26 protein-coding genes are annotated in these 25,229 nt (G+C 57.3%); 3 read left to right on the top strand and 23 right to left on the bottom strand.

Annotated features, from left to right (window positions below):
• Positions 1 to 5: 5 nt before the first annotated feature.
• From C6A40_RS07890 to pdxB, 14 genes are all read right to left on the bottom strand, one after another.
• A complete protein-coding gene (locus C6A40_RS07890) occupies positions 6 to 722 on the bottom strand; it encodes an ABC transporter permease (protein ID WP_008502590.1) in 717 nt (238 codons plus the stop codon).
• Positions 719 to 1,405, bottom strand: a complete 687-nt coding sequence (locus C6A40_RS07895) for a histidine ABC transporter permease HisQ (RefSeq protein ID WP_008502591.1) — start codon at positions 1,403 to 1,405, stop codon at positions 719 to 721. Before C6A40_RS07895 ends, C6A40_RS07890 begins: the two co-directional genes overlap by 4 nt.
• Before the next feature lie 88 nt (positions 1,406 to 1,493).
• Positions 1,494 to 2,276, bottom strand: coding sequence for a histidine ABC transporter substrate-binding protein HisJ (gene hisJ, locus C6A40_RS07900; RefSeq protein WP_008502592.1), 783 nt, complete (start codon positions 2,274 to 2,276; stop codon positions 1,494 to 1,496).
• 226 nt (positions 2,277 to 2,502) lie between these two features.
• A complete protein-coding gene (gene argT / locus C6A40_RS07905; protein WP_045334278.1) occupies positions 2,503 to 3,285 on the bottom strand; it encodes a lysine/arginine/ornithine ABC transporter substrate-binding protein ArgT in 783 nt (260 codons plus the stop codon).
• Positions 3,286 to 3,576: 291 nt separating this feature from the next.
• On the bottom strand, positions 3,577 to 4,146 hold the full coding sequence (locus C6A40_RS07910) for a UbiX family flavin prenyltransferase (protein ID WP_032663144.1): 570 nt from the start codon (positions 4,144 to 4,146) through the stop codon (positions 3,577 to 3,579).
• 89 nt (positions 4,147 to 4,235) lie between these two features.
• On the bottom strand, positions 4,236 to 5,753 hold the full coding sequence (gene purF / locus C6A40_RS07915) for an amidophosphoribosyltransferase (RefSeq protein ID WP_021241570.1): 1,518 nt from the start codon (positions 5,751 to 5,753) through the stop codon (positions 4,236 to 4,238).
• A gap of 33 nt (positions 5,754 to 5,786) precedes the next feature.
• Entirely contained in the window at positions 5,787 to 6,275 is a 489-nt protein-coding gene (gene cvpA / locus C6A40_RS07920; protein ID WP_000262116.1) for a colicin V production protein, read from the bottom strand.
• Positions 6,276 to 6,440: 165 nt separating this feature from the next.
• A complete protein-coding gene (gene dedD, locus C6A40_RS07925; protein ID WP_045334272.1) occupies positions 6,441 to 7,139 on the bottom strand; it encodes a cell division protein DedD in 699 nt (232 codons plus the stop codon).
• On the bottom strand, positions 7,129 to 8,397 hold the full coding sequence (gene folC / locus C6A40_RS07930; RefSeq protein ID WP_045334270.1) for a bifunctional tetrahydrofolate synthase/dihydrofolate synthase: 1,269 nt from the start codon (positions 8,395 to 8,397) through the stop codon (positions 7,129 to 7,131). Before folC ends, dedD begins: the two co-directional genes overlap by 11 nt.
• A 70-nt stretch (positions 8,398 to 8,467) precedes the next feature.
• Positions 8,468 to 9,373, bottom strand: a complete 906-nt coding sequence (gene accD / locus C6A40_RS07935; protein ID WP_008502598.1) for an acetyl-CoA carboxylase, carboxyltransferase subunit beta — start codon at positions 9,371 to 9,373, stop codon at positions 8,468 to 8,470.
• 154 nt (positions 9,374 to 9,527) lie between these two features.
• Positions 9,528 to 10,187, bottom strand: coding sequence for a DedA family protein (locus C6A40_RS07940; RefSeq protein WP_008502599.1), 660 nt, complete (start codon positions 10,185 to 10,187; stop codon positions 9,528 to 9,530).
• 28 nt (positions 10,188 to 10,215) lie between these two features.
• Positions 10,216 to 11,028 (bottom strand): tRNA pseudouridine(38-40) synthase TruA, encoded by an 813-nt coding sequence (gene truA, locus C6A40_RS07945; RefSeq protein ID WP_008502600.1) that lies wholly within the window; start codon positions 11,026 to 11,028, stop codon positions 10,216 to 10,218.
• Positions 11,028 to 12,041: an aspartate-semialdehyde dehydrogenase gene (locus tag C6A40_RS07950; protein WP_023325776.1), complete on the bottom strand. Its 1,014-nt coding sequence runs from the start codon at positions 12,039 to 12,041 to the stop codon at positions 11,028 to 11,030. Before C6A40_RS07950 ends, truA begins: the two co-directional genes overlap by 1 nt.
• Before the next feature lie 67 nt (positions 12,042 to 12,108).
• Positions 12,109 to 13,245 (bottom strand): 4-phosphoerythronate dehydrogenase PdxB, encoded by a 1,137-nt coding sequence (gene pdxB, locus C6A40_RS07955; protein WP_023294134.1) that lies wholly within the window; start codon positions 13,243 to 13,245, stop codon positions 12,109 to 12,111.
• Positions 13,246 to 13,358: 113 nt separating this feature from the next.
• Between pdxB and flk the strand changes: the two genes are divergently transcribed.
• The gene (gene flk / locus C6A40_RS07960) at positions 13,359 to 14,363 is read left to right on the top strand and encodes a flagella biosynthesis regulator Flk (RefSeq protein WP_045334268.1); all 1,005 of its coding nucleotides are present in this window, start codon (positions 13,359 to 13,361) and stop codon (positions 14,361 to 14,363) included.
• A gap of 90 nt (positions 14,364 to 14,453) precedes the next feature.
• Here flk and C6A40_RS07965 read toward each other — a convergent pair whose 3' ends face one another.
• Positions 14,454 to 15,632, bottom strand: a complete 1,179-nt coding sequence (locus C6A40_RS07965; protein ID WP_114191256.1) for an MFS transporter — start codon at positions 15,630 to 15,632, stop codon at positions 14,454 to 14,456.
• Positions 15,633 to 15,839: 207 nt separating this feature from the next.
• Positions 15,840 to 17,057, bottom strand: a complete 1,218-nt coding sequence (gene fabB, locus C6A40_RS07970; RefSeq protein WP_008502605.1) for a beta-ketoacyl-ACP synthase I — start codon at positions 17,055 to 17,057, stop codon at positions 15,840 to 15,842.
• Positions 17,058 to 17,215: 158 nt separating this feature from the next.
• Here fabB and mnmC point away from each other — a divergent pair, with 158 nt between their 5' ends.
• Positions 17,216 to 19,213 carry a bifunctional tRNA (5-methylaminomethyl-2-thiouridine)(34)-methyltransferase MnmD/FAD-dependent 5-carboxymethylaminomethyl-2-thiouridine(34) oxidoreductase MnmC gene (gene mnmC, locus C6A40_RS07975; protein WP_045334265.1) on the top strand — a complete coding sequence of 666 codons (1,998 nt, stop codon included), beginning with the start codon at positions 17,216 to 17,218 and terminating at the stop codon, positions 19,211 to 19,213.
• Positions 19,214 to 19,310: 97 nt separating this feature from the next.
• On the opposite strand, the gene C6A40_RS07980 is transcribed toward mnmC, so the two are convergent.
• From C6A40_RS07980 to prmB, 6 genes are read right to left on the bottom strand one after another with little or no spacing between them, the layout of a single operon-like run.
• Entirely contained in the window at positions 19,311 to 19,586 is a 276-nt protein-coding gene (locus C6A40_RS07980) for a YfcL family protein (RefSeq protein ID WP_008502607.1), read from the bottom strand.
• Between the two features lie 13 nt (positions 19,587 to 19,599).
• A complete protein-coding gene (locus tag C6A40_RS07985) occupies positions 19,600 to 20,145 on the bottom strand; it encodes an elongation factor P hydroxylase (RefSeq protein WP_008502608.1) in 546 nt (181 codons plus the stop codon).
• The gene (locus C6A40_RS07990; protein WP_045334264.1) at positions 20,145 to 20,954 is read right to left on the bottom strand and encodes a sulfite exporter TauE/SafE family protein; all 810 of its coding nucleotides are present in this window, start codon (positions 20,952 to 20,954) and stop codon (positions 20,145 to 20,147) included. Before C6A40_RS07990 ends, C6A40_RS07985 begins: the two co-directional genes overlap by 1 nt.
• Positions 20,954 to 21,778 carry a penicillin-insensitive murein endopeptidase gene (gene mepA, locus C6A40_RS07995; RefSeq protein WP_008502610.1) on the bottom strand — a complete coding sequence of 275 codons (825 nt, stop codon included), beginning with the start codon at positions 21,776 to 21,778 and terminating at the stop codon, positions 20,954 to 20,956. The genes C6A40_RS07990 and mepA overlap by 1 nt, the downstream gene beginning before the upstream one ends.
• A 2-nt stretch (positions 21,779 to 21,780) precedes the next feature.
• Positions 21,781 to 22,866 carry a chorismate synthase gene (aroC, locus tag C6A40_RS08000; protein ID WP_023325780.1) on the bottom strand — a complete coding sequence of 362 codons (1,086 nt, stop codon included), beginning with the start codon at positions 22,864 to 22,866 and terminating at the stop codon, positions 21,781 to 21,783.
• A 60-nt stretch (positions 22,867 to 22,926) separates the two neighbouring features.
• Positions 22,927 to 23,859 carry a 50S ribosomal protein L3 N(5)-glutamine methyltransferase gene (gene prmB, locus C6A40_RS08005; protein WP_008502612.1) on the bottom strand — a complete coding sequence of 311 codons (933 nt, stop codon included), beginning with the start codon at positions 23,857 to 23,859 and terminating at the stop codon, positions 22,927 to 22,929.
• Positions 23,860 to 24,004: 145 nt separating this feature from the next.
• On the opposite strand from prmB, the gene smrB reads away from it, so the two are divergent.
• Positions 24,005 to 24,556, top strand: a complete 552-nt coding sequence (gene smrB / locus C6A40_RS08010) for an endonuclease SmrB (RefSeq protein WP_008502613.1) — start codon at positions 24,005 to 24,007, stop codon at positions 24,554 to 24,556.
• Positions 24,557 to 24,602: 46 nt separating this feature from the next.
• On the opposite strand, the gene sixA is transcribed toward smrB, so the two are convergent.
• Positions 24,603 to 25,088: a phosphohistidine phosphatase SixA gene (gene sixA / locus C6A40_RS08015; RefSeq protein ID WP_014884683.1), complete on the bottom strand. Its 486-nt coding sequence runs from the start codon at positions 25,086 to 25,088 to the stop codon at positions 24,603 to 24,605.
• Positions 25,089 to 25,229 lie beyond the last annotated feature (141 nt).

Raw genomic sequence — 25,229 nt, forward strand, 5'->3', positions numbered from 1 at the left:
CTTTCTCAGTGCGTCGAAGAAGGTTTTATATGCTGCAACCAGCGTTTTTCAGCCTTACGGAACAGGCTAATCAGAACATAAGAGATAATTAAATAGAGCACCGCCGCAATGCCAAACGCGGTAAACGGCTGATAGGTTGCGGAGTTAATATCGCGCGCTATTTTGAGCAGGTCCGGCACCGTCGCGGTAAAGGCGAGCGCAGTCGAGTGCAGCATCAAAATCACTTCGTTACTGTAGGCCGGTAACGCGATACGCAGGGCCGATGGCAGAATGATGCAGCGGTAGAGTTTCACCGACGAGAAGCCGTAGGCCCGGGCTGCTTCAATTTCACCGTAAGGAACAGAACGAATCGCCCCCGCGAAAATCTCCGTGGTGTAGGCGCAGGTGTTAAGCGTCAACGCCAGCACCGTACAGTTCAGACCGCTGCGGAAGAACGCATTCAGCATCTCAGTGCCTTTTACGATCTCAAGCGTATACATTCCCGAGTAGAACACCAGCAGCTGCACGTACAGCGGCGTACCGCGAAAGACGTAGGTGAACAGCCAGATCGGGAACTGGATAAATTTATTGTTCGAGACGCGGCCAATGGCGAGAAACACCGCCAGAATACCGCCCATTACCACGGAGGAGATCAGCAGCCAGAGCGTAATCGCCACGCCGGTAAAGCGGTAGCCATCTGTCCACAGCAGCGATTTCCAGTATTCCTGAATAATCTCAATCACAGGTCAGCCCTCTTCACACCCACGGAGTAGCGACGCTCCAGCAGAAGCAGCACACCATTGGAGACGGTCGTAAAGACCAGATAAATCACGCCACAGACCACCGCAAAATAGAACGGCTCCCAGGTGCTCTTACCCGCCAGCTGAGTCGCTTTCACGACGTCTTCCAGACCGAGCAGCGAGACCAGCGCTGTTGCTTTGAGGATAACCTGCCAGTTGTTCCCGATGCCCGGCAGCGCGTAGCGCATCATGGCCGGGAACATAATCCGACGAAACGTTTGTGATGAGGTAAAACCAAATGCGGTTGCCGCCTCAATGTGACCTTTCGGCACGGCCATGTAAGCACCGCGGAAGGTTTCAGTGAAGTAGGCGCCGTAGATAAAACCGAGGGTAATAATACCGGCCACCATCGGGTCGATATCAATTTGTCCCATGCCCATCGCGTCTGTTATGCCGTTAAGCGCAATCTGCAGACCGTAAAAAATCAGCAGCATCAGCACCAGATCGGGAACGCCGCGAATGAGCGTGGTGTAGCCTTCAAAGATTAGCGCCAGGGGTTTGTTAGCTGAAAGCTTCGCCCCTGCGCCTGCCAGACCTATCAGCACCGCCAGCACCACGGAGCTGATAGCCAGCTCAAGGGTGACAAGCGCGCCCTGTAAAATAACGCCAGAAAATCCGTACAGCATACCGCGAGCCCTGTCGTATCGTGAGTGGTGGAACCGTGTCTTTTCCCCTCCCGCCGTGGGAGGGGCCGCACGTTATATGACGGGGCGATTAGCCGCCGTAAACATTAAAATCAAAGTACTTTTTCGCCAGCTTGTCGTAGGTGCCGTCTGCGCGCATTTCAGCGAACGCCTTGTTCAGCGCCTCACGCAGTTCGTTGTCTTCTTTGCGCAGGCCCATACCGGTGCCCACACCAAACAACTTCACATCCTTAATGGACGGGCCGCCAAACTTGTAATCTTTACCTACCGGCGTTTTCAGGAAGCCTTCGCTAGCCGCGACTTCATCCTGGAATGCGGCATCAATACGGCCTGCCGTCAGGTCAGCGTAGATATTTTCCTGGCCCTGATAGGAGACAATTTCAATCCCCTTCGGTGCCCAGTGCTCGTTGCCGTAGGTTTCCTGAGTGGTGCCCTGCAGCACGCCCACGCGTTTGCCCTTCAGCGACTCCAGCGTTGGCTGAATATCAGACGATTTCGCCACCACCAGACGTGAATCGGCCGCGTAGAGTTTGTCGGTGAAGGCAATCTCCTGCTGGCGTTTTTCAGTGATGGAGAGGGAGGACATGATTACGTCGATTTTTTTCGCTTTCAGGGACGGGATCAGCGCATCCAGCGGGTTCTCAACGTAGGTACACTGTGCTTTGATGCGTTTGCACAGCTCATTGGCCAGATCGATGTCAAAACCGACCAGTTCACCCTTTGAATTCTTCGATTCGAACGGCGCATAGGTAGGATCGGTACCAATTCGAATTTTCTGCGGAATAGCTGCGAATGCCGCGGTGGCGCTGGAAAAGGCCAGTACCAGTGATAATGACAACACGAGTTTTTTCATATTTGTCCTCAACAAACTGTCTTCATACGGGATTTTTACGACGACGGGGTGGTGCTAATGTGCCATTAATCCCCTCAGTCAGGCAAAGATTAATGCCTTTCCAGCGGGAATTTTTGCATTATTAATGCGTAAGTATGCACACAGCGATCCAATACAGTGCATCAAATGCACCGTATTGGGTCAACCGCTCCCGTAACGCACCTTTCCGGTGCGTCACCGCCAGGTGTTATTCACCGTATACGTTGAAGTCGAAGTATTTCTTCGCCAGTTTGTCGTACGTACCGTCTTTACGCAGCTCTGCAAAGGCTTTGTCGAAGGCGGCTTTCAGCTCGGTATCATCCTTACGCAGGCCAATCCCGGTGCCATCGCCAAAGTACTTTTTGTCTTTCACCGACGGGCCTGCAAACGTGTAGTCTTTACCCGCAGGCTGCTTCAGGAAGCCTTCGCTCGCGGCGACTTCATCCTGGAATGCCGCATCCAGACGGCCTGCCGCCAGGTCAGAGTAAATCAGATCCTGGTTCTGGTAAGCCACCACGTCTACGCCCTTCTCACGCCAGTTAGCATTGGCATAGCCTTCCTGAGTCGAACCCTGAAGCACGCCGACATGCTTGCCTTTCAGCGAGTCGATGGTGGGCTTAATCGGGGAACCTTTAGGCGCAATCAGGCGAGAATCCGCGGCGTAGAGCTTGTCAGAGAAGGCAATCTCCTGCTGGCGTTTTTCAGTGATGGAAAGAGAAGAGATAATGGCGTCGATTTTCTTGGCTTTCAGCGACGGGATTAACGCGTCAAAGTCGCTGCCCACCCATGTGCATTTCACCGCAATGCGTTTGCACATTTCATTACCCAGATCGATATCAAACCCCACGAAATCGCCTTTCGCATCCTTGGAAGAGAATGGCGCGTAGGTTGCGTCTGTACCGATACGAACCGTCTGTGGAAGCGCTGCGTAGCTACCTGCTGCCGCACTTAACCCCACCAGCAAAGACAGAGCCAGAACCGTCTTCTTCATACATTTACCCTCAAGTACCGTGATTTTATTATGTATTGTGTTGTGTGTTGTGTTGCAGGCTTCATCTTGCAGGTCTTATGCCACATTGCCGTCTGGTTAAAACTTCGACGTTAAATATGTTAATAAAACGTTGCGATACTGCCTTAATGGTGAAAGATAGCAGGTCTGCCGAACGAACCGGAGAGAGAAAAAGGGAAAAAACGAATTAAATGTCGAGGATATGATCGCCGTTGCATAATTGCCCTGAAACAGGGCAACGTGTCTTTTCATGCACCGGCTATGTGCACAGATTCAGGCACCCTGCCAGCGGGTGAAGAGATCCTCGGGCAGGTCGATGTCGAACTGATCGAGTACGCGGTTAACGGTCTGGTTGATAATGTCGTCCAGCGTTTGCGGACGATGGTAGAACGCGGGCACCGGCGGCATGATCACAGCCCCCAGCTCAGCAGCCTGCGTCATTAAGCGCAGATGGCCCAGGTGCAGCGGCGTTTCCCGCACGCACAGCACCAGAGGACGCCGCTCCTTCAGCACCACATCCGCCGCACGCGTCACCAGGGTGTCGGTATAGCTGTTCACAATGCCGGAGAGCGTTTTGATTGAACAGGGCAGGATCACCATGCCGGCGGTTTTAAACGAGCCTGAGGAGATGCTGGCGGCGATATCACGGGCATCGTGAACGACATCCGCAAGCGCCTGAACATCGCGCAGGGAGAGATCGGTTTCCAGAGAGAGGGTCTGCCGCGCCGCCTGGCTCATCACCAGATGGGTTTCGACGTTCGCCACGTTACGCAGAACCTGTAGCAAACGTACGCCGTAAATCGCACCGCTGGCACCGCTGAGCCCAACTATGAGTCGTTTCATGATTTTCGCCCTTACTGATTTCAGGGCAGACTGTGCAGGATTTTGCGGGGAGTTGCAAGTGAGGGCATACGCCCTCACCTGCCGGAACATCAACCTTCGTTGTGCATCTCTAAGCTTTCGAGATCGTTTTGCAGCTGAACGGCTTTGGCATCGTCGTTGCGCAGCGAATCAAGATAGTCTAGGTACTGCTGGTCAACGTCTTTGGTCACGTAAATGCCGTTGAACACGGAGCATTCAAACTGCTGAATTTCCGGATTCTCGGCACGCACCGCGTCGATGAGATCGTTCAGATCCTGGAAAATCAGGCCGTCAGCGCCGATGATCTGGCGAATTTCATCCACTTCACGGCCATGAGCGATCAGCTCGTTGGCGGTTGGCATATCAATACCGTACACGTTCGGGAAGCGAATCTCCGGCGCAGCAGAGGCCAGGTAGACTTTCTTCGCACCCGCTTCGCGTGCCATCTCGATAATCTGCTCAGAGGTGGTACCGCGAACGATGGAGTCATCCACCAGCAGAACATTCTTGTCGCGGAATTCCGCGCGGTTAGCGTTCAGCTTGCGGCGCACGGACTTACGGCGCAGATGTTGCCCCGGCATGATGAAGGTGCGGCCAACGTAGCGGTTCTTCACGAAGCCCTGACGGTATGGCTTATCCAGAATGCGGGCGATCTCCAGCGCGATATCGCAGGAGGTTTCCGGGATAGGAATCACCACGTCGATGTCCAGATCGTCCCACTCGCGGGCAATCTTCTCGCCGAGCTTCGTGCCCATATTGACGCGCGCGCTGTAGACGGAAATCTTGTCGATGAAGGAGTCCGGACGGGCAAAGTAAACGTATTCAAACAGGCACGGGTTGCTGACCGGGTTGTCGGCACACTGGCGGGTAAACAGCTGGCCCTTCTCGGTGATATACACCGCTTCGCCCGGCGCCACGTCGCGCAGGAATTCGAAGCCCAGGGTATCCAGCGCCACGCTTTCAGAGGCAACCATATATTCGGTACGGCCATCGCCGAGGTCGCGCTTGCCGAGCACCAGCGGACGAATGCCGTTTGGATCGCGGAAGGCCACCATGCCGTGACCGATGATCATCGCCACGCAGGCGTACGCGCCGCGGATCTGACGGTTTGTCGCGGCAATCGCGGCAAAAATGTTGTCCGCTTCCAGCGGATAGTGACGGAAGTTATCCAGCTCGCTGGCGAACACGTTGAGCAGGATTTCAGAATCAGAGGTGGTGTTAATGTGGCGACGTTTCTCTTCGAACAGCTTTTTACGCAGCTCATGCGCGTTGGTCAGGTTGCCGTTATGGGCAAGGGTGATGCCATACGGTGAGTTGACGTAGAAAGGCTGTGCCTCAGAGGCGCTGGAACTGCCAGCGGTAGGATAACGAACGTGACCGATCCCCATATTACCTTGCAGACGCTGCATATGGCGGGCTTCAAACACATCGTTTACCAGGCCATTCGCCTTGCGTAAACGGAAGCAGTTGTTTGCATCAATGGTGATGATACCCGCAGCATCCTGCCCACGGTGCTGAAGCACCGTTAACGCGTCATAAATCGACTGGTTTACCGGCATGAAACCGGCGATACCGACAATACCGCACATTCGTCTTTTCCTCGTTAAGCCACATCTCAGGGTTTATGCCCTGGGCAAAAAACTCGACGAGCTTTGCAGATAGTCAAAGAACCATCTGATGATGAAGCTGAACTCTGGAATGAGCTGCGATTTCTGCCAGTCTTCACTTTTGGAGAACCCGGTAAAGGTATCCAGGAAGAACAGGATCGCGGCCACAATCAGCACGCCTCGCAACGCCCCGAAACAGATCCCGAGTACCCTGTCCGTTCCTGACAGACCGGTTTTCTCGACCAGCTGACCTATCACGTAATTGACGATAGCGCCAACAATCAGCGTCGCGATAAACAGCACCGCGATGGCGATTCCATTTCGGACCAGTTCATCTTCAAAGCCCGTGAACCAGACAGACAGGTAAGTGTAGTAATGACTGGCGACAAAGAAAGCACAACCCCAGGTCACCAGCGATAACGCTTCACGAACAAAGCCACGGATCAGGCTAACCAGACAGGAAAAACCAATCACCGCAATGATGGCGTAATCAATCCAGACCATATGTGTCCCACGATTAAACGCCCTGTCATCCAGTTCGGGGCGAATTCTAACAGAAAAAGAAAACGTTTGCGTAGGGATTTCCTTCCCGCGCGTAAATAAAAAAGGCGCTGAAAAAATGTTCAACGCCGTGGCTTGTCGCCTCTCTCTTACAGGAGCAGGTCGTACTTAGTTCGCGCTGTAGCCCATCACCACACCGCTCAGGCCGGAGATCTGCTTCAGCTCACCCAGCGACCCTTTCAGTTTGTCTTTAGACGCTTCTGGCCCCACGAGGATACGGGTAATTTTACCCTGCACCGGCGTGGAAGGTGAAGTGTAAACACGATATCCCGCACTGCGCAGTTTACCCACCACCTCATTCACCTTGTCCGCATTTTTCAGCGCACCGAGCTGCACCACGTAAGCTTTGCCCGTTGGGGCAGCAGCGTCCTGCTGCGTCGGTTTTGTTGGCGGAGGCGTCTCTGACGCTGCGGCGAGCTGTTCTGCCGCTTTATCACGCTGCGGTTTCGGCTGCGGCTTCTCAACCGGCTTCGGTTTTTCAACCGGTTTAGGCTGCTCGACCGGCACAGGATCGATATCGCTGTTGCTCGTGGCCGCCAGGCGAGACGGATCGAGCGACGGTGCGGCGGCATCGCCCGCGCGCACCTCTTCCGCCGCCCCTTCCGGAGGCTGAGCAGGCAGCGCCTGCGTCGCCGCGGGTAGCATATCCGGCTCATCGCGGTCGCCCGGTTTCGGCACCAGCGGAATCGCGGCAAACTCATCCTGATAATGCTTTTTCTGCCCGTCGAGCAGCCCGGGAAGAATAATCACCCCGAGCGCGACCAGCACAATGGTTCCTGTTAAACGGTTCTGAAACTTACTCGCCACCGGTTCTCCCCGCGTCCATCACTTCCATGACATGTGCCACCGTGTGGAATGAACCACACACCAGCACGGTATCTTCTGGTTTAGCCTCCGCCATCGCGGCATGCCAGGCCTGCGCCACGCTACTGTAGATTGCGCCTTTGCCGAGATGTTCCATCAGCTGCTCAGCCGTCGCGCCGCGTGGCCCCTCCAGAGGAGCACAATACCAGCTATCGACCACACTCTCCATGCAGGCCAGCGTCCCGCCGATATCTTTATCATGAAGCATACCGATAACCGCCAGCACGCGCCCGGTTTTTGGTAACGATTTGAGACGTCCCGCGAGATACGCCGCCGCGTGGGGGTTGTGCGCCACGTCCAGAATCAGGCGCGGTGACTCGCTCACAATCTGGAAACGTCCTGGCAGAATCGCGTTTTGTATACCCTCGCGGATCGCCTGTTCGCTGACCACGAGGCCGCTGGCGCGCAGTGCCGCCAGCGCGGTTGCCGCATTTGGCTGCGGGACCTGCGGCAGCGGCAGGTTATCCAGCGCCCCCTGCGCGTCGCTAAAGCGCCAGCCGTTGTCCTGAACCTCATAGTGCCAGTCAACGCCGCGGCGCAGCAGCTGTGCGCCCTTTTCGTTCGCCACGTCAGCAATGGTGTGCGGCATATCCGGCTCGCCCACCACGGCAGGTTTATTTGCCCGGAAAATACCGGCCTTCTCGCGGCCAATGCTTTCACGATCGGGCCCCAGCCAGTCGATATGATCCAGCGCGATGCTGGTCACTACCGCCACGTCTGCATCGACGATATTGGTCGCATCAAGACGTCCGCCAAGGCCAACCTCAAGGATCACCACGTCCAGCTGGGCCTGTTTGAACAGCCACAGGGCCGACAGAGTGCCGTATTCAAAATAGGTTAATGAGGTCTCTCCGCGCGCGGCTTCAATTTCCGCGAACGATGCCGTATGCGCCGACTCCGGCAGCTCGCTGTTCTGCACACGAACCCGCTCGGTGTAGCGTACCAGATGTGGCGAGCTGTACACGCCGACCCTATAGCCCGCCGCCATCAGGACGGATTCCAGCGTGCGGCAGGTGGTACCTTTGCCGTTGGTGCCTGCGACGGTGAACACGAAAGGCGCCGGTTTCAGCACATCAAGACGCGCGGCAACCTGGCTTACGCGCTCAAGCCCCATATCGATGGTTTTACTGTGCAGGTTTTCCAGATAAGAAAGCCACGCGGCCAGGGGCGACGTGGCTTGGGGAATGCTTTTATTTTCCATAATGCCCGGTTGTCATTAACAGATTAGAAAGCAAAAGGGCAGCGCCAACCGGCCCTGCCCTTTTCAGTTATCAGGCCTCGGGTTCCTGATCCGGTACCACCACGCCTTCACGCGGCTCATCCGGGTTCGGCGCTGGCAGATTCATCAGCTTCGCCAGGATGCGCGCCAGCTTCAGGCGCATTTCCGGACGGCGGACGATCATGTCGATGGCGCCTTTCTCAATGAGGAACTCACTGCGCTGGAATCCCGGCGGCAGTTTTTCACGAACGGTCTGCTCGATAACGCGAGGACCCGCAAAGCCGATCAGCGCTTTTGGCTCAGCGACGTTCAGGTCGCCCAGCATCGCGAAGCTCGCGGAGACGCCGCCCATGGTTGGGTCGGTCAGCACGGAGATGTACGGCAGACCGCGCTCCTGCATCTTCGCCAGCGCTGCAGAGGTTTTAGCCATCTGCATCAGGGACATCAGCGCTTCCTGCATACGTGCTCCACCGGAGGCAGAGAAGCAGATCAGCGGACAGTTGTCTTCCAGCGCCTGCTCAACGGCACGCACGAAGCGCGCACCGACCACGGAGCCCATTGAGCCGCCCATAAAGGAGAACTCAAACGCAGCGGCAACAACCGGCATCCCATGCAGGGTGCCTTTCATGACGACCAGCGCGTCTTTCTCGCCGGTCTCTTTCTGTGCGGAGGCCAGACGATCTTTATATTTTTTGGAGTCGCGGAACTTCAGCACGTCTTTTGGCTCAAGCTCGCTGCCCAGTTCTACCAGAGAACCTTCGTCCAGCAGGCTATGCAGGCGGTTGCGCGCCGACATACGCATATGGTGGTCACACTTCGGACACACCTCAAGGTTGCGCTCCAGCTCTGCGCGATACAGAACCTGGCCGCAGCTATCACACTTCGTCCATACCCCTTCAGGAATGCTCGCTTTACGCGTTGGGGTAATGTTGCTTTTAATTCGTTCAATCCAGCTCATTGATAACCTTTCTGCCTGAACCTGGTCGTATGCCAGTTTTGCTATAAGAGGCGAATAATGCCATTTTTGCCTCCAACAGACCATGAATGTTGCACATTAAAACATAACAGCCCGAAACTTTGGATAAAAAAGTGGTCGAACCGCCAGTGTGCATTTACTTCGCTTGCTTTGCCGCCGCACGTTTATGACGAATGATTTCGATAACGCCCGGCAGTACGGAAAGCACAATAATCGCTACAATCAGTAACTTAAGATTTTCCTGAACCACAGGGAGATCGCCAAACAGGTAGCCCGCATAGGTAAACAGCAGTACCCAAAGCAGCGCCCCCACGACGTTATACATGGCAAAATGACGATAGGACATATGTCCCATTCCCGCCACAAACGGTGCAAATGTGCGCACAATAGGCACAAAGCGCGCAAGGATAATGGTTTTTCCGCCATGGCGTTCATAAAACGCATGAGTTTTATCTAAATAACTGCGACGGAAAATTTTTGAATCGGGATTGCTGAACAGCCGCTCACCGAATACGCGTCCAATCGTGTAGTTGACCGCATCACCGACGATGGCGGCAATCACCATCAGCACCACCATAAGATGCACATTCAAATCGTTGGTGGGCAGCGCCGATAACGCCCCGGCAACAAACAGCAGTGAATCGCCCGGCAGAAACGGCGTGACAACCAGCCCGGTTTCACAAAACAGAATGAGGAACAGAATGGCATAAACCCAGACGCCATACTGCGCGACCAGCTCTGCCAAGTGAACATCAATATGCAGGATGAAATCAATCAAAAAACGAATTACGTCCATATTGTCTAAGCCTTAATTGCACCTTTGTTTAGTCCGCTAAAAACAGCGGCCCCATTGGCGGTTTCGGCAGGTCAAACCGATCCGGATAGTCTACCGAGACCAGATACAGCCCTTCCGCTTTCGCCGTGGCTGCCGCAAGCGTTCTGTCCTTCGCTGCCAGCAGGTCTGCAATCCAGCTCTCCGGCTGGTGTCCGGCACCCACTTCCATCAGGCTGCCCACAATATTCCGCACCATATGATGTACAAAGGCATTGGCTTTGATATCCACCACCACATACGCGCCAAAACGGCTGACGTTAATGTGCATGACATTACGCCACGGCGTGCGGGACTGACACTGCACCGCACGAAACGAGGTAAAGTCATTTTCACCAATCAGACACTGCGCCGCGCGATGCATGCGTTCCGCATCGAGCGGTTCATAAAAATGCGTCACGCCCTGGCTTAACACCGCCGGACGCAGACGCTGGTTGTAGATGACATAACGGTAACGACGCGCGGTGGCGCTGAAACGCGCATGAAAATCATCCGGCACAGCTTTCACCCAACGCACCGCAATGTCACCAGGCAAATTCGCATTTACACCCAGCGTCCAGGCGGCATCCTTACGCACGGCAGTGGTCTCAAAGTGCACCACCTGCCCCGTGCCGTGAACGCCCGCGTCCGTACGGCCTGCGCACAGGACGTTAATCGGCTCGTTTGCCACCTGAGAGAGCGCTTTCTCCAGTTTCTCCTGGACGCTGCGCACCTCATTCTGACGCTGCCAGCCATAATATTTACTGCCATCGTACTCAATACCGAGGGCAATTTTATGAACCGGCTTTTGTTCCACGTCTGACATCAGTACAGGTACTCCTGCACCAGTTTTTCAGCGATCTTGACCGCCATCAGCGCGCCGCCGAAACGAACGTTGTCGGCAACGGACCAGAACTGAACCTGCTCCGGCATACCGTAGTCGTTACGCACGCAGCCAACGGAAAGATGCGCGCTACCGGTGGCGTCGCCTACCTGCGTCGGGAACTCGCTCTCTTCAGAGAGGACGATGTCTTCCCCGCGGCCAAACGCATCGCGCGCCTCTTCTGCCGCCAGGGGACGCAGCGCTTCAAAGCCGACCATCTGCGCGTGACCGTAGAAGACCGGGGACTGCACGACGCTTGCGGAGATCATCAGGCCATCGTCCTGCAGAATTTTACGCACCTCATCAACGATACGACGCTCTTCGCGCACGGAACCCTCGCGGTCCGGCAGCAGCGGCAGCATGTTGAACGCCAGCTGGCGGCCAAAGAAATCATCTTCGTCAATCGGGATGCCGTTCAGCAGCTTCGCGCTCTGCCCGGCCAGCGCGTCAACGGCCTTTTTGCCGTTTGCGGACGCGGACAGCAGGCTGGTGACGGTAATGCGCGACAGGCCGCCGTCGTCGATCAGCGGTTTCAGGGCGGTCAGCAGCTGGCTGGTCAGGCTGTTCGGCACCGCAATGACGTTACGGTTGCGGTAGTCAGCCAGTACAAACGGGTTCACGTCCGGCACCACCAGCGGCACATCCGGCTCCATGGAGAACAGACCGCTCAGATCGATGACCAGACAGCCTGCGTTGGTCGCCTCTTCAACGTACGCCGCAGTGGCTTCAGCGCCCGCGGCGAAAAACGCCAGCTGCGCCTGCGTCCAGTCGAACGCCGCCGCATCCTGAACCATGACGGATTTATTGTTAAAACGCAGATGCTCACCCGCGCTATCCGTTCGCGCCAGCGCATAGATATCGCCCACCGGGAACTGACGCTCAGCAAGCGTTTCGAGCAGGGCTTCGCCCACGGCACCCGTGGCACCTAAAATGGCAATGTTCCAGCCTTCAGACATGGTGGTTTACTCCAGAAATAAAAAAGCGTCCCTGTCGGAGTATCCGACAGGGAGCATTAAGAAGACATTAATGCGCCGGGTGATGAACGGCGTTAAACCCCAGCTTGTGCAGCAGCGTCGCCGCCGACGCGTCGTCGCACATCACATAGAGGGAAGACCACTCGCGGCGCTCAACGTAGTTCTTGCGCAGCTTATCAAACTCACCCGGGATCCCCGCCACTTTACGCAGCAGCGCATCATCGCGGCGCACATCATACACCAAATGCACCAGCCTTTTCAGCGTTGCCTGATCGAGCGGGCCGTGAAGGGTAATGCGGCCAAATTCAGGCGCGGGGAGTAAGGTATCCAGCGCCACCTGCTGCGGATGGCCGATAAAGGCGCTGTAGGCTTCGAAGACCTGCGTCGTACCGCGGGCTTTCCCTTCGAGGGTATAACCAGCGATATGCGCCGTGCCCACATCAACCTTATTTAGCAGCTCAACGTTGAGGTCCGGCTCCGGCTCCCAGACGTCCAGCACCACGCTGAGGTCTTGTCCTTCGTTCAGACACGTCAGCAGCGCGGCGTTATCGACTACCGGACCACGGCAGGCATTTATCAGAATAGTGCCAGCCTTCAGACGGCGAATTAACGCCTCATCGGCCAGATGCAGAGACTTATACGGCCCCTCTTTAAACAGCGGCGTGTGGAACGTCAGCACGTCGCACTGTTCAACCAGCTCGTCCAGCGAACGGAAATCCCCGTCATCGCCGTTGTCTTTGCGCGGCGGATCGCACAGCAACGTGCGGATCCCTAACGCTTCCAGGCGCTTTTGCAGGCGTCCGCCGACGTTACCCACGCCGACAATCCCCACGGTGCGGTCTTTCAGCGCAAACCCGTCGCGCTCGGCCAGCATCAGCAGCGAGGAGAAAACGTATTCCACGACGGCAATCGCGTTACAGCCCGGCGCGGCGGAGAAACCGATTCCGGCCTGCTTCAGCCATTTATCATCCACATGATCGGTCCCTGCCGTTGCGGTCCCAACGAACTTAATCGCCTTACCGGCGAGCAACGCCTCATTTACTTTGGTCACCGAGCGCACCATCAGGGCGTCGGCATCGTCCAGTTCGTTGACCGGGATCGGGCGACCAGGAACAGCCTTAACGTTACCCAGGCGGCTAAACAGCTCACGGGCGTAAGGCATATTTTCATCAACGAGGATTTTCACGTCTGAGTACCTGTTTGAGAGGAAGAAAACCTGCCAAGTGTGCCATAATCTGGCCGCCAGGCATATACGTCTGCCAGGTTTACGCTGAGTTTTGACTTTAAGGATTTTTGACGATGCAGCCCATTTCAGGTACGCCGCCACGCCCTCCGGGTGAAGGCCCCGTCACGCCAAACGTTGCCGGTGAACAACCGCTATCCACGCAACAGCGCACCGTGCTGGAGCGACTGATCACGCGCCTGATTGCGCTGACTTCGCAGCAAAACGCGGAAGTCTGGGCCGGGGTGAAGCATGATTTAGGCGTGAGGAACGACGCACCGCTGCAGTCGCGCCATTTCCCCGCTGCCGAGCAAAATCTGAACCAGCGTATTACGACCGCGCAGCAGAACCACACCACGCGCCAGATTGTTTCTCAGCTGACGGAGCTGCTGGGCCAGGGAAATAACCGCCAGGCGGTGAGTGATTTTATTCGCCAGCAGTATGGTCAGACCGCGCTGGGCCAGCTTACGCCCGACCAGCTCAAAACCGTGCTGACGCTGCTGCAGAACAATGAGCTGTCGATTCCGCAGCCGCAGGTGCGCCCGGCGACCGAGCGTCCGCTACTGCCCGCCGAGCACAATACGCTCAGGCAGATGGTGACAAAGCTGGCCGCGGCCACCGGCGAGCCGACGAAGCTTATCTGGCAATCCATGCTGGAACTGTCGGGCGTGAAGGCAGGCGAGCTGATCCCGGCCAAACAGTTTACCCATCTGGTGACCTGGCTCCAGGCACGCCAGACGCTCAGCACCCAGAGCGCCCCTACCCTGCATACTGTGCAGGCTGCGCTGAAACAGCCGCTTGAGCCGCACGAGTTCGAGGTGATTCGGGATTATGCCCAGCAGAACTGGCAGGCCACGCCGCAAACGGTACTGACTACCGCGCAGGTGCTGGATCTGCTCAACCAGATCTTCGTTCGCCGCGCCGAGCGCGAAGGCGGTGTACCGGAGGTGAGAAATATTCAGCCGATCTACAGCCCGCTGTTTGCGCCGGTCGTGGAGACCTTCAGAACACTTTCTGCGCGTCCGGGATTGATGTTTATTGCATTACTGATTGCGCTGGCGATTTTCTGGCTGGTTGCCTGATATTTTGCCCGGTGGCGCTGCGCTTACCGGGCCTACAACGGCTTGAACCGTAGGCCGGGTAAGGCGCAGCCGCCACCCGGCAACAACGACTCACGTTCTGCGAAACGCCACCAGCGTCACCACGATCCCCACCACCGCGGAAACCGCACCGGCCAGGAAGACGGACGGATAGCCAAACGAGGTGGCTAACAGCCCGGCCAGCGGCCCGGTTACCCCGTATGAGATATCCTGAAACGCCGCATAGCCGCCGAGCGCCGTCCCGCGCACCTGCGGAGCCACGCGCTTCACCACTTCTACACCGAGTGCCGGGAAAATCAGAGAACAGCCGCAGCCGGTCAGCGCCGCACCAAGCAGCGCAACGGATGCCACGGGTGCATTCCACAACAGCAGAAGACCGATGGTTTCAATGACCAGCGACGCCACCGCCACCTTCACGCCGCCGAAGCGATCCGGCATCCAGCCAAAAAGCACGCGCATCAGCACAAACGCGCCGCCAAACGCGGTAAGCGTAAAACCGGCCATTGCCCAGCCGCGGCTCATAAAATAGAGTGAGACGAACGTCCCAATCACCGCAAAACCCACGCCCTGCAGCGCCAGGCCCAGGCCCGGCTGCCAGATTTGGCCGACCACGCTCCACAGGGAAGGACGCTCGCCTTTGTGCGCGGGCACCTTACGCACCGAGCCGTTAAACGCCCATGCCACCAGCGGCAGCGCCATGGTGGTGGCAGCCAGCGCCGCAAAACCGAACTGGCTGTTGATCAGCAGACCAAGCGGTGCCCCGGCGGCCAGCGCGCCGTAGATGGCCATGCCGTTCCAGGACATCACCTTGCCGGAACGTGCTGGCCCCACCAGCCCCATTCCCCAGGTCAGGGTGCCGGTCAGCAGCTGGCTTTCACCAAAGCCGAGAATTAAACGGCCCAGCACCAGCAGCGCAAATTTATACGCGGCATCGACCGGCAATAGAGCCGCCAGCAGCCATGCGCCGCCCGCCAGCCCGCAGGCAAACATCCCCTGCAGCGCCGAGCGTTTGGCACCGTGCTGGTCCGCCAGACGTCCGGCGTAGCCGCGGGTTAATACCGTGGCTAAAAACTGAATGCCCACGGCAATGCCGACCATGGTGTTGCCATAGCCCAGCTCCTGATGAACGAAGAGCGGGATCACCGGCAGCGGCAGGCCAACGGTCATATAGGTCAGGAATACCGCAAAAGCGATATGGAACAGCGAGACGTTCGCTGAAGGGGTTGTTTCTGTTTGAGTTACTGCAGTCATGCTTTACTCCGAAATGAAGAGTAAGGCGGGGAAATGCCACGCCCCCTCTACCTGATTATCAGGATTAAGGTGCGTTGGTTGACGTTAAACGCTTACGCATTATCGTGAGGATAATGTTGAGTGGTGAAGTTTGCCTGTGAGATCAGCCGCTTGTCAATGCATAAAAAAGGGAGCCTTATGGCTCCCCTTTCGAATCAAACATAAAATTTATGCTTTCAGCTTACGCATGACCAGCGTGGCGTTGGTGCCGCCGAAACCGAAGCTATTGGACATGACGGTGGTCAGCGTCGCGTCCGTTGGTTTGGTCACGATGTTCAGGCCAGCAGCCTGCTCGTCCATCTCTTCGATGTTGATGCTTGGCGCGATAAAGCCGTTTTCCAGCATCAGCAGAGAGTAGATCGCTTCCTGTACGCCCGCCGCACCCAGAGAGTGACCGGTCATGGCTTTGGTCGCGGAGATTGCCGGGCTGTTGTCGCCGAAGACTTCACGGATCGCACCCAGCTCTTTCACGTCGCCTACCGGCGTAGAAGTACCGTGAGAGTTCAGGTAGTCGATTGGGGTGTCAACGCCGTGCATCGCCATCTTCATGCAGCGCACCGCACCTTCGCCGGATGGCGCAACCATGTCGGCGCCGTCGGACGTTGCGCCGTAGCCCACGATCTCAGCATAGATGTGCGCGCCACGTGCCAGAGCGTGCTCCAGCTCTTCAACCACAACCATACCGCCGCCGCCTGCGATAACGAAACCGTCACGGTGCGCATCGTAGGTACGGGAAGCTTTGTCCGGGGTCTCATTGTACTTGGTGGACAGTGCGCCCATCGCGTCGAATTCACAGGCCATTTCCCAGCCCAGCTCTTCGCCGCCGCCAGCAAATACGATGTCCTGCTTACCCAGCTGGATCTGCTCAACAGCGTTACCGATACAGTGTGCGGAGGTCGCACACGCGGAGCTGATGGAGTAGTTCACACCGTGGATTTTGAACGGGGTCGCCAGGCACGCGGAAACCGCAGAACCCATGGCTTTCGTGACCACGTACGGACCTACCGCTTTCAGACCACGCGGGCTACGCATGGCGTCAGCACCGAATACCTGCGCTTTAGATGAGCCGCCAGAACCGGCGATCAGACCCACGCGCGGGTTGTTCTGATAAACCTCTTCGCTCAGGCCGGAATCTTTGATCGCTTCCTGCATGGAGAGATAAGCATAAATAGAGGCATCGTTCATGAAACGAACCACTTTGCGGTCGATCAAACCGGTGGTGTCCAGTTTGACGTTACCCCATACGTGGCTACGCATACCTGAATCTTTAAACTCTTCAGAGAAAGTGATCCCGGAGCGTCCTTCACGCAGAGATGCCAGGACTTCCTGCTGGTTATTACCGATGCTGGAAACAATGCCCAGGCCAGTAATCACTGCACGTTTCATTCAATACCTCTGTAAGTCGCACTATAGTAAGTTTCGAGTCGCACAATAGCGTACACTTGTACGCCGAACAAGTCCGATCAGACATTTTCTGCGGAAATTTGCACCGATGGACTCACATCGTTAAGATCGTGCCACTGCCTGTCAGACGAGTAACTTACGTGAAACAAAACGCTATACAACCCGCCAACCTCGAATTCAACGCTGAGGGTACACCTGTTTCCCGAGATTTTGATGACGTCTATTTTTCTAATGATAACGGACTCGAAGAAACTCGCTATGTTTTCCTCGACGGAAACCAGCTCAGCACCCGCTTCCCGGCGCACCCGCGGAGCCTGTTTGTGGTCGCGGAAAGTGGATTCGGAACCGGTCTGAATTTTTTAACCCTCTGGCAGGCGTTTAATCAGTTCCACGCTGCTCACCCTGAGGCTACGCTACAAAGATTACATTTCATCAGTTTCGAAAAATTCCCGCTCACCGCGCACGATCTGCGGCTTGCCCACCAGCGCTGGCCGGAGCTTGCGCCCTGGGCAGAACAGCTTCAGGCGCAGTGGCCGCCCCACATCGGCGGCTGTCACCGTCTGATTCTGGACGGTGGACGCGTCACGCTGGACTTATGGCTCGGCGACATCAACGACCTGACCGACAGGCTCGATGATTCGATGAATCAGAAGGTCGACGCGTGGTTTCTGGACGGTTTTGCCCCTGCCAAAAACCCGGACATGTGGAGCCAGCATCTGTTTAACGCGATGGCGCGGCTGGCGCGCCCTGGGGCTACCCTTGCCACCTTCACCTCGGCGGGCTTTGTCCGCCGTGGGCTGCAGGAGGCGGGCTTTACCATGCAGAAGACCAAAGGCTTTGGCCGCAAGCGCGACATGCTGGTCGGCAGGATGGAGCAGACGCTGGACATCCCCGCTCAGACGCCCTGGTTTGCGCGCCGCGCCAGCGCATCGCGCGACGTAGCGATCGTTGGCGGCGGGATCGCCAGCGCCCTGCTCTCGCTCGCGCTGCTGCACCGGGGCTGGCAGGTGACGCTCTACTGCGCTGACGACGCGCCCGCCAGCGGCGCATCCGGCAACCGTCAGGGGGCGCTCTATCCGCTTTTAAGCGCACACGATCCGGCCCTGTTCCAGTTTTTCCCGGCAGCCTTTACCTTCGCCCGCCGCCTGTACGACGCGCTGCCAGTGGCATTCGACCACGACTGGTGTGGCGTTACGCAGCTCGGCTGGGATGAGAAGAGCCAGCAGAAGATCGCGCAGATGCTGTCGCTGGGCCTGCCGGAAGAAATTGCCCGCGCGGTCAGTGCGCAAGAGATGGCGGACACCGCTGGCGTAGAAACCGGGTGTGGGGGCATTCAGTACCCGCTCGGCGGCTGGCTGTGCCCGGCCGAACTGACCGCGGCGGTCATTGCCCTGGCGCAGTCGCAAGGGCTGACGGTGCGGTATGCCCACAAGGTGGAATCGCTCACCCGGACAGAACGCTGGGATCTGCGTTTTGCTGATGGCAAGGAGGCGAGCCATGCCAGCGTTGTGCTGGCCAACGGGCATCACATCAGCCAGTTTATCCAGACAGCAGCGTTGCCGGTTTATCCGGTCGGCGGCCAGGTGAGCCACATCCCCACCGCGCCTGCGCTCGGCAAACTGCGCCAGGTGCTGTGCTATGACGGCTATCTGACGCCGCAAAATCCGTCTAACGGCCATCACTGCATCGGGGCCAGCTATCATCGTGGCGAAACGGATATGCGCTATAGCGAAGCGGATCAGGCGCAAAACCGCCAGCGCCTGATTGACTGTTTCCCGGATGCGGCGTGGGCGAAAGAGGTTGACGTCAGCGAGGGTGACGCGCGCTGCGGCGTGCGCTGTGCCACCCGCGATCATCTGCCGATGGCGGGCAACGCGCCGGACTATGACGCGACGCTTGAGGCCTATCAGGATCTGGCTGAAAACAAGGAAACGGCGGTGGCCGCACCGGTGTATCCGGAGCTGTTTATGCTGGGCGGGCTGGGTTCCCGTGGGCTGTGCTCTGCGCCGCTGCTGGCTGAAGTATTAGCCGCGCAAATGAGCGACGAGCCAATTCCGCTGGACAGGGTTACGCTTGCGGGACTGAATCCGAATCGCTTGTGGGTAAGGAAACTGCTGAAGGGGAAAATGGTTAAGTAAGGTGCGGCCTGGTGCCCTCACCCTAACCCTCTGCCACAGGGAGAGGGAAAATTAGTAGGCCCGGTAAGCGCAGCGCCACCGGGCGAAAAACGATGACTTAGCGTTTAGCCTGCTGGAACAGGTTGTCCCACATGCCCAGCACCAGTGACTGGTCTCGCGGAGAGAGCTCCCCGGCCTGAATGGCTTTCTCCAGACTGCGGGTCACTTCCTCATGAACAGCGTCGGCAGAGTGATCGTCACCTGCTTCCAGCTCGGCTACCGCGAGCGTCAGGTGACCACGCAGATAACCGCTGGCGAACAGCTCATCATCGCTGGCGTGTTCCACCATGTCATCAATTAACGCCAGAATGCGTGATTCAAATTCTGCGATCATCTTCTTTCCTCTGTTAAAGATCTTCCGGCCAAGGGAAGCTTTCCGCCGCAATCGCCGGCGTGTGGTAATAATTCTGTAAGGCCTCGATCAGGCGCGCCGGACGTGCCGGGATGCCTTTCTCAAGGTATTCCATCACCTGCGCATGCACGCGGCGCTGGAAGACAATGCGGTCTGGCTCGAAGTCGCCTTCGAGGTTGTCGCAGCTGACGTTGAACGGGAAACCCGCCGCCACGCAGAACAGCCATTCCAGCGCCTGCGGCTTCACTTCCACATCCTCAAACTGCCCCTGCGTCGCGGCGTCTCGCCCGTCCGGGCAATACCAGTAACCGAAGTCCACCAGCTCGCGACGCGCTTTTCCGGCGATGCACCAGTGCGAAATTTCGTGCAAACCGCTGGCGTAAAAGCCGTGCGCAAAGACGATGCGGTTATACGGAACCTCGTCATCAGCAGGAAGATAGATCGGTTCGTCGTCGCCTTTAATCAGACGGGTATTAAAATCGTCAGCAAAACAGCCGTCAAAGATCTCAATCAGCTGTTCGTATTTATGCGTACTGTTCATTAGTGCATCCCCAACCAGGTGAGGATCTCCTGTCCATGGCTGTCATAAAGAAGTTTGGCGCTCATCACGGCCGAGACGATAACGATCATCGGACGGATCAGCTTTTGCCCTTTGCTTAATACCAGACGCGAGCCCGCGCGCGCGCCCAGGAACTGCCCTACCATCATCACAAACCCGGTTGCCCAGATAACCTTGCCGCCAATGATAAACAGCAGCAGGCCGCCGACGTTCGAGGTCGCGTTGAGCACTTTGGCATGGGCGGTCGACTTGGCGAGGTTAAACCCGGCCAGCGTCACAAACGCCAGCGCGTAAAACGAGCCTGCCCCCGGGCCGAAGAAACCGTCGTAGAAACCGACGCAGCCCCCGGCAATCAGCGCAAACGGCAGGCCGTGCAGACGACGCTGACGGTCTTCCTCGCCGAGTTTTGGCATCAGCAGGAAGTAAAGACCGATACAGATAACCAGAATCGGCAGGATCTGGCGCAAAATATCCGACTGCACGTGCTGAACCAGCAGCGCGCCCGACGTGGAACCGATAAAGGTCATCAGGATATTGAGCTTCTGGTCGGCCAGGTTCACCACCTTGCGGCGGATAAAATAGAGCGACGCCGAAAGCGAGCCGCCGCAGGCCTGTAGCTTGTTAGTGGCAAGCGCCTGCGCCGGGCTCATGCCCGCCGCCAGCAGCGCGGGTACGGTTAATAGCCCGCCGCCGCCCGCAAGGGCATCAATAAAACCGGCCAGCATAGCCACAAAGAACAACACCACCAGCAGCAGCGGTGACACCATAAACAGATCGACGAAATTATCCATTAAAGTACATGCTCATCCAGTAGCGCCTGGCAGGAAGGCGGCAACGGAGGCGGTGTCTTCTTCTCAGGCTTAGAGGTTCCAGGTTTTGCCGGTTCAAACCAGCTTTGCAGTTCCGCACCACAACCATCGCCTGGCGGCGGTAGCGGCTGATCTTCGCATTCCAGGCTGTTCGCCGGGCAGCGCAGACGAACGTGCATGTGCGCACGATGCTGGAACCACGGGCGCACTTTGCGCAACCAGTCGCGATCGGTTCCCTCATCGAGGCAGAGCTGTTGCTTGATAGCCGGGTTGACGAAGATCCGCGTGACGTCGTTATCTTTTGCCGCCAGCTTAATCAGGCTGAAGATATCCGGCGTCCACAGTGAGGGCACAACACGCTTACCGTCGCTCGACACCAGATCCAGCGCCTGCGGTTTCAGCAACTGGGCTGAACTCCAGCGCGCTTTAGGCAGCTGCAGGAAGATATCGACATCCAGTCCGGTCTGGTGACTGGCGTGTCCACCGTTAAAACGCCCGCCCGCAGGCATCCCCATATCGCCGATCAGCATCGTGCCCAGCCCCAGATTATGCACCTGGTTTCCCAGCCGCTGGATGAACAGCACCAGATCCGGGTGGCCGAAGTAACGACGCTGGTCGGTACGCATCACCTGATAGGTATCCGATTGCAGCGGAAGTTCCTGCGCGCCGACGATACAGCCGTTGGAAAAGGCGCCGATGGACTGCGCGCTCCCCGCCACCGGATGGGTGATTTTTTGCCACGGCGTGGCGGCCAGACTGGCTCCACTGGCAAGCAGCGCCAGCAGAGCAATTGCGGTTTTTTTCATGTTTACCAGCGTGGAATGGTGGTCGTCACATCCGCATTCTGCGCGCGCTGGCGCAGGAAGTGATCCATCAGCACGATCGCCAGCATCGCTTCTGCGATCGGCACCGCGCGGATCCCCACGCACGGATCGTGACGTCCTTTAGTGATCATCTCAACTTCTTCGCCATCGCGGTTAATCGTGTGGCCCGGCACGGTAATGCTGGAGGTTGGTTTCAGCGCGATATTGGCAATAATCTGCTGCCCGCTGCTGATCCCGCCCAGAATGCCGCCCGCGTGGTTGCTCTGGAAGCCCGCTTTCGTGATTTCGTCGCGATTCTGGCTGCCGCGCAGGGATACCACGTCAAAACCGTCGCCAATCTCAACGCCCTTCACCGCGTTGATGCTCATCAGCGCGTGCGCGATGTCGGCATCGAGACGGTCAAATACCGGCTCGCCCCAGCCTGGCGGGACGCCGTCGGCCACGACGGTGACTTTCGCCCCGATGGAGTCGCCCTCTTTTTTCAGACCGCGCATCAGTTCGTCCAGCGCGTCCAGCTTGTCGGCATCCGCACAGAAGAACGGGTTTTGCTCGACCTGATCCCAGTCTTTGATCGCCAGCGGAATGTCGCCCATCTGGGTCAGACAGCCGCGGATCACGATGCCAAATTTCTGCTGCAGGTATTTCTTAGCAATGGCGCCAGCCGCCACGCGCATCGCGGTTTCACGCGCGGAGGAACGTCCGCCGCCGCGATAGTCGCGAAAGCCGTACTTTTGTTCGTAGGTGTAGTCGGCATGGCCTGGACGGAACACGTCCTTGATGGCGCCGTAGTCCTGGGAGCGCTGATCGGTGTTTTCAATCAGCAGACCAATGCTGGTGCCAGTGGTACGGCCTTCAAAGACGCCGGAGAGAATTTTGACCTGGTCCGGCTCGCGACGCTGCGTGGTGTAGCGAGAGGTGCCCGGACGACGACGGTCGAGGTCGTGCTGCAAATCGGCTTCGGTCAGTTCGATGCCTGGCGGTACGCCATCAACGATACAGCCCAGCGCCAGCCCGTGCGACTCGCCAAAGGTGGTCACGCGGAATACCTGTCCAATACTGTTTCCTGCCATCACGGCTCCGATGTTGTTGTTTGTGTTTGAGCGTTGTGAAGCGGGCCGAAGCCCGCTGGATTAATCTTTATAGATGCTGAAGTGTTCGCGCGCGTCGAGCAGCTGCGCTTTGGTCAGCATAAAGACGCCGTCACCGCCGTTGTCAAACTCAAGCCAGGTGAACGGCACATCCGGGTACTGCTCTATCAGATGTACCATGCTGTTGCCCACTTCACAAATCAGAACGCCGTCGTCGGTCAGATAATCCGGCGCGCAGGCCAGAATGCGGCGGGTCAGCTTCAGGCCGTCAGAGCCTGACGCCAGACCCAGCTCCGGCTCGTGACGGTATTCGTTTGGCAGATCGGACATGTCTTCCGCATCGACGTACGGCGGGTTAGTGACGATCAGATCGTACTGCAGCGTCGGCAGATCGCGGAACAGGTCAGAGCGAATTGGCGTAACGTGATGGATCAGACCGTGCTCTTCAATATTGTGCTCGGTCACGGCCAGCGCGTCGGTGGAGATATCAACCGCGTCCACTTCCGCTTCCGGGAAGGCGTAAGCGCAGGCAATGGCGATACAGCCGCTCCCGGTACACATATCCAGAATGTGCTGCGGCTGATGGCCGATCAGGCCTTCAAAGTGGTTGTTAATCAGCTCACCAATCGGCGAGCGCGGCACCAGCACGCGTTCATCGACATAGAACTCGTGGCCGCAGAACCAGGCTTTGTTGGTCAGGTAGGCGACCGGAATACGCTCGTTCACGCGACGGATTACGCGCTCAACGATGCGGTGTTTTTCGCTCGAGGTCAGGCGCGCGGTGCGCATGTCTTCCGGAATATCCAGCGGCAGGTAGAGGGACGGCAGCACCAGCTGCACGGCTTCATCCCACGGGTTGTCGGTACCGTGTCCGTACCAGATATTGGCGGCGCTGAAGCGGCTAACCGACCAGCGCAACATGTCCTGTATGGTATGCAGCTCGTTTACTGCTTCATCGACAAATATTTTATCCACTCTTTCCTCCAGGGCATGCTCGCATAATTTTCGGCGGCTAGTTTGCCATGAAGACGGCGATAAATCAGCAATGACGCGTACCGCTTGAGGTTAAAAAATGCGTTTAGTCGGGTACACTATCGGAAATACGAGATGAGAATGACGAATGAAAAAGAAAACATCGCTCAGCGAGGAGGATCAGGCGCTCTTCCGCCAGCTGATGACCGGGACGCGGAAAATCGCGCAGGACACGATAGTTCATCGCCCGCAGCGTAAAAAAATCAGCGAAGTTCCGGTCAAACGGCTGCTGCAGGAGCAGGCCGATAACAGCCACTACTTTTCAGACGAGTTTCAGCCGCTGCTTAATACCCAGGGCGCGGTGAAATACGTGCGCGAGGACGTCAGCCATTTCGAACTGAAAAAGTTACGCCGGGGAGATTATTCGCCGGAGCTGTTTCTGGATCTGCACGGCTTAACGCAAATGCAGGCGAAACAGGAGCTGGGGGCGTTGATTGCTGCCTGTCGCCGCGAACATGTTTTTTGCGCCTGCGTGATGCATGGCCACGGGAAACATATCCTCAAGCAACAGACGCCGCTGTGGCTGGCTCAGCACCCACACGTAATGGCGTTTCATCAGGCACCGAAAGAGTACGGCGGAGATGCCGCCTTGCTGGTATTGATTGAAGTTGAGGAGTGGCAGCCGCCAGAGTTGCCCTGACAGAAGGGCGGGAAAGATATAGCACCCCGCCCTGTCACACGTCACGTCAGATCGCTTTTGCCATCTTCAGGTTGCACGGGCTCATTTGCCAGTTGAAGACCCCTTTGCCGGTTTCGTCGAGGGTGACGTTGGCAATCGCGGAAGTGGTGAACATAGGCGGCGTTTCGCCCGGGCACAGCTCAGATACCAGATAGCCGACCAGCGGCAGGTGGGAAATGACCAGTGCGGAAGCGACACCTTCATTGCACAGCGCCTGAAGATAAGCGCTGACAAGGCCGACATCACCGCATGGTGTCAGTTCGGGGAGAACATCCACACTGGACGGCAGGTTCATACACTCCCCTACCACATCCAGCGTCTGTTCTGCACGCAGGAACGGACTCACAAGAACGCGTTCAATGTCCACTTTTTGACCTTTAAGCCAGGTTGCCATCAGACGGGATTCGTCGCAGCCACAGACGGTTAAAGGACGTACTGAGTCACTGGCGGCATCGAGTGCCGCGTCGCCGTGACGCATGATGAAAACTTGCATATTGCACCGCTTTTGTTAACCAGAATCACCGGCGTTAACTACCCGCGATAAATGCTAAGAGGTAGAAAACCCGATGGCCGGGCATTGTGCCTGATCCATTCGATGAATGAAACGCTGTTTTTTACCTCAATGGCGTAAGTA

The sequence above is a fragment of the Enterobacter sp. GER_MD16_1505_Eko_090 genome, assembly GCF_003331015.1.
Classification (GTDB): Bacteria; Pseudomonadota; Gammaproteobacteria; order Enterobacterales; family Enterobacteriaceae; genus Enterobacter; species Enterobacter roggenkampii.

Excerpts from the sequence above, each read along its gene's own strand:
- cvpA (WP_000262116.1), bottom strand. The coding sequence starts at position 6,275 with ATGGTCTGGATTGATTACGCCATCATTGCGGTGATTGGTTTTTCCTGT.
- C6A40_RS07965 (WP_114191256.1), bottom strand. The coding sequence starts at position 15,632 with ATGACTGCAGTAACTCAAACAGAAACAACCCCTTCAGCGAACGTCTCG.
- C6A40_RS07950 (WP_023325776.1), bottom strand. The coding sequence starts at position 12,041 with ATGTCTGAAGGCTGGAACATTGCCATTTTAGGTGCCACGGGTGCCGTG.
- aroC (WP_023325780.1), bottom strand. The coding sequence starts at position 22,866 with ATGGCAGGAAACAGTATTGGACAGGTATTCCGCGTGACCACCTTTGGC.
- C6A40_RS07940 (WP_008502599.1), bottom strand. The coding sequence starts at position 10,187 with ATGGACGTAATTCGTTTTTTGATTGATTTCATCCTGCATATTGATGTT.
- folC (WP_045334270.1), bottom strand. The coding sequence starts at position 8,397 with ATGGAAAATAAAAGCATTCCCCAAGCCACGTCGCCCCTGGCCGCGTGG.
- argT (WP_045334278.1), bottom strand. The coding sequence starts at position 3,285 with ATGAAGAAGACGGTTCTGGCTCTGTCTTTGCTGGTGGGGTTAAGTGCG.
- purF (WP_021241570.1), bottom strand. The coding sequence starts at position 5,753 with ATGTGCGGTATTGTCGGTATCGCCGGTTTCATGCCGGTAAACCAGTCG.
- mepA (WP_008502610.1), bottom strand. The coding sequence starts at position 21,778 with ATGAAAAAAACCGCAATTGCTCTGCTGGCGCTGCTTGCCAGTGGAGCC.
- smrB (WP_008502613.1), top strand. The coding sequence starts at position 24,005 with ATGAAAAAGAAAACATCGCTCAGCGAGGAGGATCAGGCGCTCTTCCGC.
- truA (WP_008502600.1), bottom strand. The coding sequence starts at position 11,028 with ATGTCAGACGTGGAACAAAAGCCGGTTCATAAAATTGCCCTCGGTATT.
- C6A40_RS07985 (WP_008502608.1), bottom strand. The coding sequence starts at position 20,145 with ATGAACAGTACGCATAAATACGAACAGCTGATTGAGATCTTTGACGGC.
- C6A40_RS07910 (WP_032663144.1), bottom strand. The coding sequence starts at position 4,146 with ATGAAACGACTCATAGTTGGGCTCAGCGGTGCCAGCGGTGCGATTTAC.
- sixA (WP_014884683.1), bottom strand. The coding sequence starts at position 25,088 with ATGCAAGTTTTCATCATGCGTCACGGCGACGCGGCACTCGATGCCGCC.
- fabB (WP_008502605.1), bottom strand. The coding sequence starts at position 17,057 with ATGAAACGTGCAGTGATTACTGGCCTGGGCATTGTTTCCAGCATCGGT.
- C6A40_RS07980 (WP_008502607.1), bottom strand. The coding sequence starts at position 19,586 with ATGATCGCAGAATTTGAATCACGCATTCTGGCGTTAATTGATGACATG.
- C6A40_RS07990 (WP_045334264.1), bottom strand. The coding sequence starts at position 20,954 with ATGGATAATTTCGTCGATCTGTTTATGGTGTCACCGCTGCTGCTGGTG.
- C6A40_RS07895 (WP_008502591.1), bottom strand. The coding sequence starts at position 1,405 with ATGCTGTACGGATTTTCTGGCGTTATTTTACAGGGCGCGCTTGTCACC.
- accD (WP_008502598.1), bottom strand. The coding sequence starts at position 9,373 with ATGAGCTGGATTGAACGAATTAAAAGCAACATTACCCCAACGCGTAAA.
- hisJ (WP_008502592.1), bottom strand. The coding sequence starts at position 2,276 with ATGAAAAAACTCGTGTTGTCATTATCACTGGTACTGGCCTTTTCCAGC.
- flk (WP_045334268.1), top strand. The coding sequence starts at position 13,359 with ATGCAGCCCATTTCAGGTACGCCGCCACGCCCTCCGGGTGAAGGCCCC.